This is a genomic window from Pelorhabdus sp. sgz311002 (assembly GCF_056134285.1).
This window is the reverse complement of sequence record NZ_JBWBCL010000008.1, coordinates 103,678-120,362: the sequence shown is the minus strand read 5'-3', so window position 1 is coordinate 120,362 and position 16,685 is coordinate 103,678. Positions and strand designations below refer to the sequence as shown.

Sequence of the window (16,685 nt, the reverse complement as noted above, 5' to 3'; positions counted from 1 at the left end):
TTTTCATGAGGAGTTAGGGCTATGACAACAATAAATACTACACTACCAGCTAACTTTATACAAAATATAATTAATGAAGACTTACAGAAGCCGAATGGCACGAAGACGGTTCATACACGGTTTCCACCAGAACCGAATGGCTATCTTCATATTGGCCATGCCAAATCAATCTGCCTCAATTTCGGTTTGGCTAGGGAAAACCAAGGCTTATGCAATCTGCGCTTTGATGATACAAATCCTAGCAAAGAAGAAGTAGAATATGTAGAATCTATTAAAGAAGATGTGCGCTGGCTCGGTTTTGACTGGGATGATCGCATGTTTTACGCATCTGATTATTTTGATACGCTCTATGAATGTGCGGTTAAATTGATTCAAGCAGGAAAAGCTTATGTTTGTGATTTATCAGCGCCGGAAATGCGTGAGTATCGCGGCACTTTGACGGAACCAGGCAAAGACAGCCCTTATCGCAACCGGTCAGTAGAAGAAAATCTCGACTTGTTTGCGCGGATGAAGGCGGGCGAATTCCCTGATGGTTCGCGAGTATTGCGCGCTAAAATTGATATGGCTTCACCAAACCTCAATTTGCGCGATCCTGCTTTATATCGTATTTTACGGGCCCATCATCACCGAACCGGTGATGCGTGGTGCATTTATCCCATGTATGATTTTGCCCATCCTATTTCTGACGCCATTGAAAAGGTGAGCCATTCGATTTGTACCTTGGAATTTGAAGATCATCGTCCGTTGTATGACTGGGTTCTTGCTAGTCTGCAATGGGAAAATCCACCACGCCAGATTGAATTTGCTCGTTTAAATTTGACTCATATGGTTATGAGCAAGCGTAAATTGCGCCAGCTTGTCGAAGAAAAACTGGTTAGCGGCTGGGATGATCCCCGGATGCCGACGATTTCCGGTTTGCGTCGTCGTGGCTATACGCCTGCGGCGATTCGTGATTTTTGCGAACGCATCGGTGTGGCAAAAAGCAATAGTTTAGTTGATATTGGCATGCTGGAACATTGTGTGCGGGAAGATCTCAATGAAACGGCTGCCCGGGCCATGGTCGTACTGCATCCATTAAAAATAGTGATTACCAATTATCCTGAAGGTCAGGTAGAAGAGCTACCAGCGGAAAATCATCCAGCCCATCCGGAAATGGGTGAGAGAACGGTGCCGTTTTCCCGCGAGCTTTATATTGAACAGGAAGATTTCATGGAAGAAGCGCCGAAGAAATTTTTCCGGTTGACGCCAAGCCAGGAAGTCCGGTTGAAACATGCTTATATTATTAAATGTGAAGAAGTGATTAAAGATCCGGTTACTGGCGAGGTAGTAGAAGTTCGCTGCACTTACGATCCCGAGAGCAAGAGCGGCGGGGCTACGGCAGGCCGGAAAATTAAAGGAACGCTTCATTGGGTAGCGGCAGCTCAAGCTGTGAAGGCAACCGTTCGTTTGTATGACTATTTGCTGCTCGACGACGACGATGCTGATGCAAAGGATTTTAAAGAAACGCTAAACCCCAATTCATTGGAAACTCTTACGGGCTGTATGGCTGAACCGAGCTTAGCGACAAGTGTTGGTGGTACGCACTATCAATTTTTACGGCAGGGCTATTTCTGCACTGATACAGTTGATTCGAAACCAGATCAGCTTGTCTTTAATCGGATTGTTTCGCTTCGTGACAGCTGGGCTAAAGCGAATAAAGGCTGATTATGACACAGACGCCAGGACCTTCCTATATTTTCTTACTGCTCTTTGTATCGCTGCCTATGGTGATTCTTGCTGTGAACGATTTGTTGTGTCGTAAGTGTTGGGCAGAGGCGTATCGGCCCTGGCGCAAGGCTTTCTGGATTCTTTCGCTGCTCTCCTTTGGCATGGTTTTTATCCCCCGCGCGCTAAAGGTTTCTAGTCTGGCGATTACGCCTATATTCCGTGTGCTTCTCGACGGTGCTTATGCGGTGATGATCGGACAAGTTTTTTTCACTTTATTCTTAGGCGCTGTCTTTTTGCTTACGGTTATGGCTAACAGGCTGAGTTCTAGCGATTCACGTTCAGGCGGTCTATCGCGGCGTCGCTTTTTGGGCGGAGCGGCTGGCTTATTGTCGCTCACTTCTTTTGGGCTGGCGGCAAAGGGTGTTGTAGACGGAGAAACAAGACTCGATGCGGTCAAGCAGCAAGTGAAATTTGCGCAGCTACCAGCGTCTTTAGCTCAGTTCAAGATTGCCCAAATCAGTGATGCCCACTTAGGTCCCTTCTTTCCCTTAGAAAAGTTGGATGAAGCGTTAGCGCTGGTCAAAGCTGAGGAGCCGGATCTGTTAGTGATTACTGGTGATTTGATTGATGACCTCGATCTTTTAACGGCAGCGATTGCTAAGCTTAATGCGCTTAGCCCGTCTATTCCGCAAGGAATTTTCTTTTGTTGGGGCAATCATGAATACTTTCGCAATAAGCCCTTAATTGAACGAGCTATCCGAGAGAGTCGCGTGACTTTGCTTGATAACAACAGTCGACTGCTTCTGCCGGGAGATACTCCCGTTTATTTAGCAGGAGTTGATTATCCTTGGGGGAAGACCACCGCTGACTCAGATCAGATTCGTCAAAAAGATTTAGAGCAAGCGCTTAGTAAGATTCCTTCTGGTGCCTTTACGATTCTCTTGGCGCATCATCCTGACTATTTTACGGAAGCCTTTGCGGCGAAAGTTCCGTTAACGTTATCTGGCCATACGCATGGTGGACAAATTGCCGCTTTTGGCCGATCTTTATCGCCAGTGCAGTATAAGTATATGCTAGGCATGTATGAAGATCAGGGCTGCTACGGCTATGTGAGCCCGGGGACAGGCCAGTGGCTTCCGTTTCGCCTTGGCTGTCCGGCTGAGGTGACGCTATTTACTTTTGCAACTAAATAAAGCTTTTACGAACAGCAGTGGAATTCATCGCTGCTGTTTTTTTGTAAAGAAAAAAATTCGAATTCGACTTTCCCTTTTTTTTATGCTATAGTGAGATATTATTGTTTATAACGAATTTTTACAGAAAGATGGTAGGAAAATGATCAGTACAAGCGGGTTAACTCTGCGCTACGGCAAACGGGCGCTCTTTGAAGATGTAAATATTAAATTTACGCCAGGCAACTGCTATGGCTTAATCGGCGCTAATGGCGCTGGAAAATCCACTTTTTTGAAGATTTTATCAGGCGAAGAAGAATCAACATCAGGTGAAGTTATTATTACCCCAGGGGAACGTCTTGCTGTATTAAAGCAAGATCACTTTGAATTTGACGAGCATGAGGTTTTAAAGACGGTTATTATGGGACATTCTCGCCTCTTTGAGATTATGGAAGCGAAGGAAGCTCTCTATGCCAAAGCCGATTTCTCTGATGAAGACGGCTTGAAAGTGGCTGAATTAGAAGGCGAGTTTGCGGAACTCAACGGTTGGGAAGCGGAAAGTGAAGCGGCACAGCTCTTAAATGGTCTGGGCATTGGCGAAGATTATCATTATAAAAAAATGGCTGAACTTGACGGACAGGAAAAAGTACGTGTTCTCTTAGCGCAGGCGCTTTTTGGTAATCCTGATATTCTGCTTTTGGACGAACCGACAAATCACCTTGATATTGCTTCGATTCGCTGGCTGGAAAACTTCTTAGCCGATTTTCAAAATACAGTTATCGTCGTATCCCATGACCGCCATTTCTTAAATCAAGTTTGTACTCATATTGCCGATATTGACTTTGGCAATATTACGCTTTATGTGGGCAACTATGATTTCTGGCAGGAATCCAGTCAACTAGCCTTAAAATTAGCCAAAGACGCGAACAAGAAAAAAGAAGATCAGATGAAAGAGCTGCAAAGCTTTATTCAGCGCTTTAGTTCGAATGCTTCAAAAGCCAAACAGGCTACGTCGCGAAAAAAACAGCTTGAAAAAATTACGTTAGAAGATATTAAGCCGTCTACGCGTAAATATCCCTATGTTGACTTTAAAGCCGACCGAGAAGCAGGCGATCAACTGCTGACAGTAGAAAACTTGAGCTTGACGATCGATGGCGTACAGATTTTTAAGGATCTTAGCTTTATGGTTACCAAAGGCGATAAAATTGCTTTTGTCGGCCCAGATGAACAAGCGAAGACAGCATTGTTTCAAGTATTGATGGGAGAAATCGAACCAGATTCCGGTAGCTTTAAATGGGGCGTTACGACCTCACAGGCGTATTTCCCTAAAGATAACTCTGCTTATTTCGATACAGAAGATAATTTGGTGGACTGGCTTCGTCCTTTTTCGAAAGATCAGGAAGAGACCTTTATCCGCGGCTTCTTGGGCCGGATGCTTTTTGCCGGGGAAGAAACGCAAAAATCGGCCAATGTATTATCAGGCGGCGAGCGGGTTCGTTGTATGCTAGCTAAGATGATGCTGAGCGGCGCTAATGTGCTGCTGTTAGATGAGCCTACCAATCACTTGGATTTAGAGTCGATTACGTCTCTCAATAATGGTCTGATTAATAATAAAGGAACGATTCTATTCGTATCCCATGACCATCAGTTTGTTGAGACCATTGCGAATCGTATTATGGAAATTACGCCAAATGGCCTCTTTGACCGCCGTATGACCTATGATGAATATTTGGAAAACCCTGATGTAAAAGAACAGCTTGACGTTCTGTATGGGCGTGCCTAAACCAACGCAAAATAACAAGGCCGGAGACAGTGTATTCACTGTTCTCCGGCTTTCGTTGTTTACATAGTCATTTAAATCACTTTCGTCGTCCAATTTTCTACATTCCAAACATGAGTGACCCAATCTTCATAGAATTCAGGCTCATGGGAGACAAGCAGAACGGTTCCTTTAAAGTCGATTAAGGCTTTTTTTAGTTCCGCTTTTGCTTCTACATCCAGATGGTTTGTCGGTTCGTCAAGCACCAGCCAGTTGATTTCTCTGAGCATGAGCTTACAGAGACGGACTTTGGCGTTTTCACCGCCGCTTAAGACCATCATCTGGCTCGTAATATGCTCATTGGTAAGACCGCAGCGAGCTAAGGCAGAGCGGACTTCATAGTTCGTCAAACCAGGGAAATCTTGCCAGATCTCTTCAATGGCTGTATTGCTGTTATTCCGGCCAGATTCTTGCTCAAAGTAGCCAGTCTCTAAAAACTCGCCCTGGTCAATCTTGCCTGAGACCGGTGGAATGATGCCAAGCAGTGTTTTTAGAAGCGTACTCTTACCAAGGCCATTTACGCCGCGAATCGCTACCTTTTGCCCGCGTTCCAAGAGAATATCTACAGGTTTGGTCAACGGTTCATTGTAGCCAAGGACAAGATCTTTGGCTTCCACAATCGTCCGTGACGGCGTACGGGCTTCCATAAAGCGGAAAGTTGGTTTTGGTTTTTCTCGGGGTTTTTCGAGAATTTCCATTCTATCAAGCTGCTTTTGGCGGCTTTTCGCCCGGCCTGTTGTGGAGATACGGGCTTTGTTGCGGGCAATGAAGTCTTCAAGCTTATCAATTTCCTGTTGCTGCCGCTCATAGGCTTTTTGCTCCTGATCCTTACGGATCGAGTAGAGCTGCTGGAATTGCTCATAATCGCCTGTATAGCGGGTGAGAAGCGTGTTTTCTACATGATAGATTACATTGACGACAGAATTTAAGAACGGAATGTCATGGGACACAAGAATGAAGCTGTTTTCATAGTTCTGCAAATACCGTTTCAGCCATTCAATGTGTTCGACGTCGAGATAATTTGTCGGTTCGTCTAGAATGAGGATACTAGGGTTTTCTAAAAGTAGTTTGGTAAGGAGAACCTTGGTACGCTGGCCGCCGCTGAGATCCTGCACTTCGCGATCGAGACCAATGTCACGTAGGCCGAGGCCGCCTGCTACTTCTTCGATTTTCGTATCAAGGATATAAAACCCATTTTCTTCAAGGATGCTTTGAATTTCGCCGACATCTTCCATCATTTTGTCAAGATCTTCCGGTGAAGCGTCACCCATTTTGTCATAGAGACTGAGCATTTCCGCTTCTAAATCATACATACCCTTGAAGGCATCGCGCAATACATCCCGGATCGTTTTTCCCTCTGTTAGTACCGTATGCTGGTCTAAATAGCCTACCGTGACGCGGCGGGCCCATTCCACTTTACCGGCATCAGGCGTTAATTCACCAGTAATAATATTTAAAAAGGTCGATTTGCCTTCGCCGTTGGCGCCGACAAGACCGACATGTTCGCCCTTTAGGAGGCGGAAGGAGGCGTCTTCAAGAATTTTACGGGCGCCAAAGCCGTGGGTTACATTTTCAACAGTTAAAACACTCATGCATAACTCCTGTAAGATAAGATTTTGTTGGATCAAAGATTTACTTATTTGCTATAACGATCATACAGGAGAAAGGCCAAGAATTCAAGGCTCTTTCGGTAGGAGAATAGCGGAAGAGTTATTTTTATGGCGAAAAAGTAATTTTTCGACTATTTTGATTGTTTCCTTGGTTTCTGAACCGGAATAGTAGCAGGTAAAATGTTTTTTTTCGAGAATTTATTACAAAAAGCGCAAGAACGACAAAACGGTGTTAGAGTTAGGATTAAGCGGGGGAGGTTTGCCGAAATGAACTTAAAACAAAAATTGATTGTAGCGTTTTTGGGAACCGGTTTGACTGTTGTCTTGATTTTAAGCGGGTATTACCTTTTTGACACCATGCAAAAGGAGAAAAAAGATTTACAGGAATATCGTTCGGTACTTATGGAGCAATTCGATTATGATATAAAAAATCAGGTAGAAGTAGCCTATACGCTTGTTGATACAATCTATCAGCAGCAGCAAAAAGGGCTATTGCCGGAAGCGGAAGCGAAAAAACGAGCTGCCGATATTGTTCGCGAACTTCGTTTTGCTGGTGGAAACTATTTTTGGATTGATACAGAACAAGGCGTCAATATTGTTCTGTTAGGGCGTCCGACAGAAGGCAAGAGTCGTTTTGATGATGTCGATAAGAAAGGTAATAAATTTATTCAAGACATCATTGCGAATGGGAAAAAAGCAGGCGGCGGCTATACGGATTACTGGTTTCCTAAACCCAATCAACAGGAAGCGCTGCAAAAACGCAGTTATAGTTTGCTATTTAAGCCCTATGGCTGGGTCATTGGTACAGGAAACTGGATTGAAGATATTGATAAGCTTGTTGCCGCAAAAACTGCTGAATACAATCAGCAAATGATGCGAAATATTGTTGTCCTTGGCGGGGTCAGCGTTTTAAGTTTTGTTATTTTACTTTCCATGGCTCTGGCTATTAGTAAAAAGGTTGCCGATCCGATTATTGCCATTGAAAGAAATGTGAGTGAAATTGCTCGAGGGAATTTGAGTGTAGACGATATTGTTATGGAGCGGTCTGACGAGATTGGCGCTTTGGCAACCGCTTTTAATGCGATGAAAGCGAATTTAAATAATTTACTCAAAACCATATCAGGGTCTTCTACTCAGGTGGCTATGGCTTCACAGCAGCTTATGGAAAACTCCGATCAATCAGCCGAAGCATCCAATCAAGTAGCAGTGGCAATCACTGATGTAGTACAAGGGACGCAAGAGCAAGTAGAAGCTGTTAATCTGGTTTCTAATATTGTAGAAGGTTTTTCAACATCTATTAAACAGATTGCTTCGCAGTCCAATAATGCTTCCGATAAAGCCATAACCGCAGCAAATCGAGCTGATGCAGGACGTGACTCTATGGGGCGGGCTATTGCCCAAATGGGACAGATTGAAACAACAGTAGATCATTCCGCACAAGTAATCGGGCAGCTTGGCAATCGGTCTAGTGAGATTGGCGAAATTATTGGCACCATTGTCGGTATTGCCGGTCAGACTAATTTGCTTGCTTTAAATGCGGCAATTGAAGCGGCACGAGCCGGAGAACAAGGTAAAGGCTTTGCCGTAGTAGCTGAAGAAGTTCGCAAGCTAGCCGAGCAGTCAGCAGAGGCGGCGAAAAAAATTACAGCTTTGATTGGTGAAGTGCAACACGATACTGGGAGAGCTGTCGAGGCTATGGAAAAAGGTCGTCAAGAAGTCAAACGCGGCTCTGAAGTTGTTCAAGAGGCCGAAACAGCTTTTGATGGCATTCGTCAGCTTGTTTTAGACGTATCAGGACAAATCAAAGAAATTGCCGCAGCGATTCAAACTATGGCGCAGGGAAGCCAAAAAATTGTTACATCAGTTCAAGCCATTGAATCTTTAAATAAGCAATCGGCGCAAAGGGCTCAGACCGTATCGGATGCGACAGAGGAACAATTAGCATCTATGCAGGAAATTGCCGCTTTCAGTCGTGAGTTAGCGCTCATGGCTGAGAAAATGGAAACGGTCATCAAGTCTTTCCGGGTATAACGGTTAGCTATAATGAAAAATAGAGCAGCGATAGACGAGAATTCTTAGCGAGTAAGAATCCTGTCTATCGCTTTTTCTTTTAAGGTGCGGAAACTTTTTTAGTCGCCTTCACATAACATAAGGAAGAAGGCGAGTTATTGTAAAGGAGGCTTATTTTATGGAAGAACTATATCAAGATGATGAATTTCTTGCCGATTGCCAAGAAGACGCTGTGAGCCGCGAAGGTCGCTTTGTATTGGCTCATGCTTATGTTCCTTGGCAGTTTTATAAACGCGCCTATAAACCGGCGGAAGCTTTATGTAAAGGAACCTTATTTCCTGAGCTATTTGGCGTGTATCCAATTCCCAAATAGCAACGGAGCCAAGACTGAGCGATTAAAAACGGAGGGGAGCCTGTTATGGAATGCGACCAAATGGCGTTATTGAAAAAGATCCAGGAAATACAATTTGTCGCCATTGAGCTTGCCTTATATTTAGATACTCATCCCTGCGACAAGGAAGCCCTTGACGACTATAATTGCGCCGTAGAGGTGCTTGAACGTTACCTAAATGAGTATATGAATGAATTTGGATCACTCCTATGGTTAGGTCATCACGGCGTCGAAGGCAAATGGGATTGGGCCGATCAGCCCTGGCCCTGGCAAATGTAGAGGGGGAGAAACAATGTGGATTTATGAAAAGACAATGGAGCATCCCGTACGGGTCAGCCGTCCCGATGTCGCTTTTGCCAAGCTGGTGATTACCCAATACGGCGGCCCTGATGGGGAACTATCTGCCTCGCTGCGCTACTTAAATCAGCGCTATTCTATGCCTTCAGGGGCAGCGAAAGCTGTACTCACTGATATTGGTACGGAAGAATTAGCCCATATGGAGATGATTGCCGGTCTTGTTTATAAACTGACTGATGGCGCTGACCCGAAGGACTTTCAGGAAGCTGGCTGGGGTGGTCAATATGTGCAGCATGACCACGGACTCTTTTGGACCGATGCCAATGGAGTACCTTGGACGGCAAAATACATTGCCTGCTTAGGCGATCCGATTACTGATTTAACGGAAGATATGGCAGCCGAGCAAAAGGCCCGTTCCACTTATGAACATTTGATTCATTCTACCTGCGATCCTTTAGTGAAAGATACACTGCGCTTTTTGTGGGAAAGAGAAGTCGTCCACTTCCAGCGCTTCGGCGAAACACTGGATCGGGTGCAGCAGTGGATGAATGAAAATAAGCATGCCTGGTGTGGCTGTGAAATGAAGAAATAGAAAATCGAAAAATTGAGTAATTTGAGAAGATGCGAAAGGCTTGTGGCGAGGAAACACAGGCCTTTTTTTCATAAAGCTCTTTGATTCTTGCTTCGTTCATAAATTTCAAATAATTTTCTTTTCAAAAGTGTGTACTTTACACTGCTCTTCTGTGGTATTTTATACTAAAGTAGTAGTAGATGAAATGCTAAGGGGGATGCGCTGTGAGTGAAATGGATAGCCGGATTCAGGAAATTTTAAAAAAGCGCGGCATTGCGGTAGGCAATGTGGATACTTTATTAGAATCAGATATTCCTGAACCGAAGGAAAGTACGAAAAATTTAATGGATATTTACTATACACTCAAAGTAACGGCTGATATGGAGGCTGCTTACTGGTATAACCGCACTTGGTGGGAAAATGACGGTGAAATTCTTGAGGTAAGACGAGCCAAAGCAGTGGCGGCTTCGTTAGCTCATATGACACCGACTATTTTGCCTTATGAAAAACTGGTTATGAATAAAACGAAGCATGTTCGCGGCGCCTTTCCTTTTCCGTGGGTTTGTGCCAGCTTTTTTAATGCCCAAGCAGAAGCGCTCATGCAAGAAGTGGATGCGCCGGCGGAAAGTGAAGCTGATTCCGTCAGCGTTGTTGGCTCTGGCGGCGGCAATGTAACGCAAAGCCAGGGAAATGTCATTTCGATTGCCAAGAAATTTGGCATGCGTAAAGAGGAAATTCCGGTTCTCGTAAAGACGGCAAAGCCTTGGAAAGGAATTTCCGTGGAAGAATTGAGTGATAAATATTCACAAATGACGCCAGGCTATAGCCAGTTTAAAGAGATTATGGACAGTGTTATCTGCATGTTCGACTCCTTTGCCATTCCCCAAGGACGAGAAGTCATGAATTATTATTTACCGCTGCAATATGGTTTTGATCGCATTAGGGAAATGTGCGATGAAAAAATTGCGGAACTCATGGGCGAAGCCGGGGAAGACGGCGATTTTGGCATGAGCCGAGGGTACTATTATGTAGCCATGAAAGAGATTACTAAAGGGCTGAGTACTTGGTGTGAAAACTATGCCCGACAGGCTCGATATCTGGCATCGATTGAAACCGACGCGGCGCTTAGGCGAAACTATGAGAAAATTGATGAAGTGATGAGCAATATTGCTCACAAGAAACCCGCTTCGTTTTGGGAAGCGCTGCAATTGACTTTATGCTGTCACTTGGGCGTTGTCAATGAAGATCCGCAGTCTGGTCTGTCGATAGGGCGGCTTGGCCAAGTACTTCAGCCCTTTTATGAAAAAGATATTATCGATCAAGTGATGGATCAGGAAGCGGTTATTGAACTTTTGGAGTTATACCGCATTAAGATTACTTGTATTGAATGTTTTGCTTCAGCTGGCGTTTCTGGCGGTGTTTTATCAGGCAATACCTTTAATAACTTGTCGTTAGGCGGTCAGAATTATGATGGTCTCTCAGCAGTAACACCGCTAGAGTATTTGATTATTGAAGCAGGCATGCGCAATCAGACGCCGCAGCCGACGCTCAGTATTTTATATGACGAAAAGACACCGGAAGATTTCTTGATGAAAGCGGCGTCTTGCACGAAGCTGGGTCTTGGTTATCCCGCCTGGATGAACAACCAAACTGGTATGAATTTTATGCTGCGTAATTATGGACCGGAGGGTATGGATCTGCATGATGCCAGAGCCTGGTGTTTGGGCGGCTGTCTCGAATCGGCGCCAGGCTGTTTTTTACCGCTCGACTATAACGGCAAACGCACCATGATTCCTGGCGGCGCTTCACCGACTTGCGGTACAGGCGTTCACTTTATTGCGATGCCGAAGGTGCTAGAACTTGTTTTGACAAATGGTTTTGACCGCAGAACTGGCAAGCAAGTCTATCCACCTCATAATCAGTCGATTGATTCCTATGAAGCGATGCTAGATCAATGGAAAGCTTATATGGAACTGACTACAGAGGTAGTCAATCGTTGTAATAACTTACAGATGGATATTTGGCGTAAATATAATATGCCGGTAGTGAATTCGCTCTTAAAACCGGACTGTTTTACGAAAGGAAAACATATTGGCACAATGGGAGCTCGCTATAATGCTTCGATTAATTTCGAATCCTGCGGGACCATTACCTTCATTAATTCCTTAGCCTCGCTGAAACAGAATGTGTTTGATAAGCAGCGTTTTACCTTAGTGGCAATGACCGAAGCGATGCTGCATAACTTTGGTTTTAAAACAGCTTATGATACAGGCGTATATTCACCGGATTACCGCGAGAATACGGCGGAGAGCGCTCAATTTGAACAGATTTTTGCGGCTTGTCTCAACGCTCCCAAGTATGGCAATGCCGATTCTTATGCCGATAAAATTTTTAAAGCCTATCATGACTATATGCATGAAATGACGCAGCGTTATCGCTCTTACTATGGCAAGCCCTTGTATCTTTGCCAGATTTCTGTTTCGACACACGGGCCGCAGGGGTTTGTGACGTTAGCGACAGCAGATGGACGGCTAGCGGGGACGACCTATTCCGATGGTTCCGTGTCAGCGGCTGCCGGTACGGATCAAAATGGAATCTATGCAATCTTTGAATCCGCTACGGTTTATGACCATTCGCTTCATCAAAATTCGCAAATGAATTTAAAACTGCATCCTTCGGCGGTGCGTGGCGTAAGCGGCACGAGAAAACTGCTTGATGTCGTTCGCTCCTATATGCGAAAAGGCGGTTTTCATGTACAGTTTAATGTCGTAGATAGTGCGACGTTGCGTGATGCCCAAAAGGCGCCGGAGAAATATCGCGATCTCATGGTGAGGGTTGCCGGATTTACGCAATACTGGTGTGAAATTGGCAAACCAATTCAAGATGAAGTCATCTATCGGACGGAATATGACGAAGCATAATAATCTGTAGCGGAGGCGAATACTATGACTCATTATGACTGTAAGAATTATATTAACTTAGATTGTGAAAAGGGCATGTGCGCCATTAGTAAACAGTTTGTAGTAATTGACGGCGAAGGCAGCGAAGCTTGTCCTGCCTTTAAGCCAGCGGAAAAATGCGGTAACTGCAAACATTTTAGTAATCCTGACGGTTATGGCGTCGGGACCTGTACGGGCTTAGAAAAAGAACACTGGGCTTATGCAACTTGCGGCGCTTTTTCCTGCAGCGGCTATGCTGGTCGTTGAGGTTAGTTGATGGAAAAGAAAGGCTATTTATTTGATATACAAAGTTTTTCGGTTCATGATGGGCCAGGCTGCCGAACGAATGTGTTTTTTTCTGGCTGTCCGCTACAGTGCCGGTGGTGTGCCAATCCAGAAAGCTGGATTGTGAGACCCCATCTGTTGTTTGCCGAAGCGGTTTGTAAAGGTGATAAAGGCTGTCAGGCTTGCGCTGGCACTTGTCCGAACGAAGCGCTTACATTACAAGCAACAGGAAAGCCGCGGCTTGACTGGGAGATTTGCCAGAACTGCACGACTTTTTCCTGCATAGAACTCTGTCCCAATAAGGCCTTAAAGCAGTGTGTTAAAACTTATACTGTGGCGGAATTGTTGCAGTTACTGCGCCGTGATTTTAACCATTGGGGACCAACAGGCGGTGTGACTTTTTCTGGCGGTGAGCCTTTGCTGCAGGCCGACTTTTTACTAGCGATCCTGGCAGGCTGTCGGCAGCATCAGATTCATACGGCGATCGAAACAAGCGCCTATGCGAAACAGTCGGTTTTTTTAGCAATATTAGAAAAAATTGATTTTGCTTTTATTGATGTAAAGCATATGGAGGAATCGGCTCATCGCCAGGGAACTGGGGTTTCGAATCAGTTGATTTTAGACAATATTGCAGCTTTAAAGCCGTCAGGGTGGCAGGGGCGCCTCGTATTGCGCCAGCCAACGATTGCCGGATATAATGACAGTGTAGAAAATGCCCTTCACGTAATTGCTTTTATGAAACAACATGATCTGTATGAAATTAACTTGCTGAAATTTCATCGCTTTGGCGCTACGAAGTGGCAGCAGTTAGGCAAGAATTACGAGTTTATGAATCATGGCGATGTAACGGAGGAAACTTTATACAACTTGCAAAATCTGTATCTCAATCACGATATAGCCTGCTATATTGGTGATGATACGCCTTTTTGAAGAGTGTTTATAAAGAAAAACGATGAGGAATTGCTGCTTGCGATTCCTCATCGTTTTTTATTATGATTAAGATAGAGAAACGAACGAGCGAGTGGGGGATACTCTGTGGAGTTAGTTAATACTTGTATTTATGAACATATTAAAGCGTATTTGCCGGTAATTGCTATTGTCCAATATAAAAAGGGACAATATATTCTTCGCTCTGAGGAAGATTTTCGAGAGATTTACTTTATTCTTGAGGGAACGGTTCGTGTGGAGTGTATTACGGAGTATGGCAAGAGTTTTCTTGTTGATGAGCTTTCGGAAAATGAGTTTGTCGGCAAGATCAGTTATATCTATGAACAGAATTTTTCCTGCGATATGAAAGCCGTCAGTTCGGTACGACTCTTAAAGCTTGACCAAGCAACCTTTGATAAGCTAAAAATGAATCCAGCATTTCTTAAGCTTTTTTTATATAAAACAAGTCATCGGATTTATATTATGTACAAAAAATTGATGATGAAGAATCTCTTTAGTTCGGAAGAATTATTTGCTTTCTATCTATTACAGAATGCCGAGGCTGACCGCTTTCAATTTAAAAGCGTAATGGAACTTTGTAATTTTTTCCCTATTAGTCGTAAAGGTTTATATAACGTGATGAATCGTTTGATTGCAAAAAAAATCATCAAGAAAGAGAAAAACTGTATTCTCATTCTTGATGAGGCTTATATTGAGAAGCTAGCTGTCCATGTTAAGGCCTTTAATCAAGAGAGTGAAAGTACGATTCGCCTTGAATAAGTAATTTTTCAAGGTTTCTTTGTTTTATTGAACAGAGTTTGACGACTTACGCCTAATACTTTAGCCACTTGTGTTTTAGAGAGTCCTTTATCAAGGAGATTTTGAATAATTACGCTATCGATTACACTATTTAGTTCTTTGAGGTTTATTTGCAGTTGATCATCAATGAGATCTGGTTTTTGTAAAGCTTCTTCTTGTTTTGTTTCCGCAAATAAATATTTATATTGATCCCTGTCCTGCCAAATTAAATATTTCTCTACTGCTCCGGTTAATTCGCGGATATTGCCCCACCAATTATGGTTCAGAAGTATTTCTTCTAGCTCGCTTGCGAGCTGGATTTTTTCTAAGGGCTCGTTACGCCGCTTGGCTATAAAATGCTTAAATAAAAACAAAATATCTTCTTTGCGTTCATTGAGGCTGGGGAGATTTAAGGTAAAGGTATTGAGGCGGAAAAAAAGATCTTGGCGAAAATTTCCCTGGTGGACTTCGGATGTCAAATTGCTGTTGCTTGCCGAAACAATACGGATATCTAAAGGAATTATATAATCAGATCCTAGTCGCATGACTTCTTTCGTATCCAGAACGCGCAGCAATTTTGACTGCAAATGTAACGACATACTGTTAATTTCATCAAGAAAGATCGTGCCTTGATGAGCTAGTTCAAAGAGTCCTGCCTTGCCTTCTTTGCGAGCGCCCGTAAAGGCGCCGCTTACATAACCGAATAATTCGCTTTCCAGAATGTTTTCCGGCAGGGCGGCGCAGTTCACAGCAATAAAGGGGCCGTTACGGCGCGGACTTTCGTTATGAATACTCTGAGCAAATAGTTCTTTGCCTGTTCCGCTTTGGCCTTGAATTAAAACAGGAAAGTCATGACAGGCGATCGTTCTCGCTGTTGCAATTAGTTCATTCATAGCTTTGTTTTGCGTAAGAATATCAGAAAATATATAGGCAGCTGTTAACCCTTTTTGGGTCAGCTTCATTCGGACTGTTTTTTCTAACGCTTGGATTTTGCTGACATCCTGAATTACGATGATATATTCTTTGGTTTTATTGGCGGGAAAAGAAGACAGACGGATAATTAAAGTATATTTGCCTCGTTCGATTACATGCTCTCTAGTTGGAAAGGTCATAGTCTGCAGGTTGAAATCAGGAAATAATTGCGTTAATGCAGGAATTTCTGTCAACGAAAAGCCTAAATAATCGGCTGCTTTTTGGTTTGCATGGGCGATTTTTTTCTCGCTATTAATAAATAAGATGCCGTCTTCAATATTCGATAAAATGGCTTCTAGTACGGAAAGACGATAATTGTCGCGAAGATTTAGTTCAATCAAGTCTCGGGCATATTGGTAAATCGATAAAATGGTAGACGAGCTTGGCATAATGGACACGGTGGGAACAGAGCCATCAGTTAAGCGAGCTAGCAAGGCACTGCCAACGATAATGCCTGTGGGGTCAGCGGGGATTTTTTGTAAGAGAAGCGCTAGATCTTCTTTTCCTTGATAACGCAGAAGATGAATCTCTTTGTCGATTACTTCTTGACAGCGATCCTGGTCAAAGAGAATGCGCTCATTTAACAGGAGATAAATAGAGCTGTGGTGGTTTTGAATTTTACTCAGTGTGTAGATGATATCATTCGTGGAAATCGACAAATTGATAATGGGGATGGAATCAATTGCTCGGCATAAATCAAAATACGTTCCGCCACTCGTAATAATTACTTGAACGCCGCTGTCAACTAAGGCTTTGCCTTGGCTGATAATATCTTCAAAGCGTAATGCTTCGATAAGAATTTCATCTTCTTGGCCCGGCAAATTTGCCAGGGATTTTTTTATAAGCTGCGTAACTGTGTCGCTAGCTGTTAAAAAAGCGATTTTTCGCATGAAGCTTCCTTCCTGTTCCCAAAGTATTTATCATAATTATTTATAAATGTAGCTTGAATTTGTGGGAAAGTAAAGCAGTCGCTAAAGGAAAAAATCAAATATTGTCACGGCATTTAATCGTGTAGCAGAGCAATCCCCTCAACTTCTGACTGTCAGAATGAAATGAGGGGATTATTTTATGTAAAAATACGTAAAGAATTTTTTACGAATGAAGCTAAGTGCTTTTTGGGATGGTTGGCGAAAATGTGCGTAAAATCTGACTTTTTTGTGATTGCTGGAATTTGGCATAGTTATTGCAAA

Annotated in this window: 13 protein-coding genes; 11 read left to right on the top strand and 2 right to left on the bottom strand. The window is 43.6% G+C overall.

Features of this window, described 5'->3' with window-relative positions:
* The first annotated feature begins 21 nt into the window (after window positions 1-21).
* The 3 genes from AC0NJP_RS12835 (at window position 22) to AC0NJP_RS12825 (ending at window position 4,659) form a co-directional block, all read left to right on the top strand.
* A complete protein-coding gene (locus tag AC0NJP_RS12835) occupies window positions 22-1,704 on the top strand; it encodes a glutamine--tRNA ligase/YqeY domain fusion protein (protein ID WP_474700046.1) in 1,683 nt (560 codons plus the stop codon).
* Between the two features lie 2 nt (window positions 1,705-1,706).
* The gene (locus tag AC0NJP_RS12830) at window positions 1,707-2,900 is read left to right on the top strand and encodes a metallophosphoesterase (RefSeq protein ID WP_474700045.1); all 1,194 of its coding nucleotides are present in this window, start codon (window positions 1,707-1,709) and stop codon (window positions 2,898-2,900) included.
* Between the two features lie 139 nt (window positions 2,901-3,039).
* Window positions 3,040-4,659: an ABC-F family ATP-binding cassette domain-containing protein gene (locus AC0NJP_RS12825; RefSeq protein WP_474700044.1), complete on the top strand. Its 1,620-nt coding sequence runs from the start codon at window positions 3,040-3,042 to the stop codon at window positions 4,657-4,659.
* A gap of 71 nt (window positions 4,660-4,730) precedes the next feature.
* On the opposite strand, the gene AC0NJP_RS12820 is transcribed toward AC0NJP_RS12825, so the two are convergent.
* Window positions 4,731-6,287, bottom strand: coding sequence for an ABC-F family ATP-binding cassette domain-containing protein (locus AC0NJP_RS12820; RefSeq protein WP_474700043.1), 1,557 nt, complete (start codon window positions 6,285-6,287; stop codon window positions 4,731-4,733).
* A 285-nt stretch (window positions 6,288-6,572) separates the two neighbouring features.
* Between AC0NJP_RS12820 and AC0NJP_RS12815 the strand changes: the two genes are divergently transcribed.
* The 8 genes from AC0NJP_RS12815 to AC0NJP_RS12780 all read left to right on the top strand — a co-directional run bounded on the left by AC0NJP_RS12815 (window position 6,573) and on the right by AC0NJP_RS12780 (window position 14,505).
* Complete coding sequence (locus AC0NJP_RS12815) at window positions 6,573-8,336, top strand: methyl-accepting chemotaxis protein (protein ID WP_474700042.1); 1,764 nt, start codon at window positions 6,573-6,575, stop codon at window positions 8,334-8,336.
* Between the two features lie 157 nt (window positions 8,337-8,493).
* The gene (locus AC0NJP_RS12810; protein ID WP_474039405.1) at window positions 8,494-8,688 is read left to right on the top strand and encodes a spore coat associated protein CotJA; all 195 of its coding nucleotides are present in this window, start codon (window positions 8,494-8,496) and stop codon (window positions 8,686-8,688) included.
* 45 nt (window positions 8,689-8,733) lie between these two features.
* Complete coding sequence (locus AC0NJP_RS12805; RefSeq protein ID WP_474700041.1) at window positions 8,734-8,985, top strand: spore coat protein CotJB; 252 nt, start codon at window positions 8,734-8,736, stop codon at window positions 8,983-8,985.
* Between the two features lie 13 nt (window positions 8,986-8,998).
* A complete protein-coding gene (locus AC0NJP_RS12800) occupies window positions 8,999-9,595 on the top strand; it encodes a manganese catalase family protein (RefSeq protein ID WP_474700040.1) in 597 nt (198 codons plus the stop codon).
* A gap of 212 nt (window positions 9,596-9,807) precedes the next feature.
* Complete coding sequence (hpdB, locus tag AC0NJP_RS12795; protein ID WP_474700091.1) at window positions 9,808-12,495, top strand: 4-hydroxyphenylacetate decarboxylase large subunit; 2,688 nt, start codon at window positions 9,808-9,810, stop codon at window positions 12,493-12,495.
* 24 nt (window positions 12,496-12,519) lie between these two features.
* Window positions 12,520-12,780, top strand: coding sequence for a 4-hydroxyphenylacetate decarboxylase small subunit (hpdC, locus tag AC0NJP_RS12790; protein ID WP_474700039.1), 261 nt, complete (start codon window positions 12,520-12,522; stop codon window positions 12,778-12,780).
* 9 nt (window positions 12,781-12,789) lie between these two features.
* The gene (gene hpdA / locus AC0NJP_RS12785) at window positions 12,790-13,728 is read left to right on the top strand and encodes a 4-hydroxyphenylacetate decarboxylase activase (RefSeq protein WP_474700038.1); all 939 of its coding nucleotides are present in this window, start codon (window positions 12,790-12,792) and stop codon (window positions 13,726-13,728) included.
* A 105-nt stretch (window positions 13,729-13,833) separates the two neighbouring features.
* Window positions 13,834-14,505 (top strand): Crp/Fnr family transcriptional regulator, encoded by a 672-nt coding sequence (locus AC0NJP_RS12780; RefSeq protein WP_474700037.1) that lies wholly within the window; start codon window positions 13,834-13,836, stop codon window positions 14,503-14,505.
* Window positions 14,506-14,513: 8 nt separating this feature from the next.
* On the opposite strand, the gene AC0NJP_RS12775 is transcribed toward AC0NJP_RS12780, so the two are convergent.
* On the bottom strand, window positions 14,514-16,385 hold the full coding sequence (locus tag AC0NJP_RS12775; protein ID WP_474700036.1) for a sigma 54-interacting transcriptional regulator: 1,872 nt from the start codon (window positions 16,383-16,385) through the stop codon (window positions 14,514-14,516).
* Window positions 16,386-16,685: the final 300 nt, after the last annotated feature.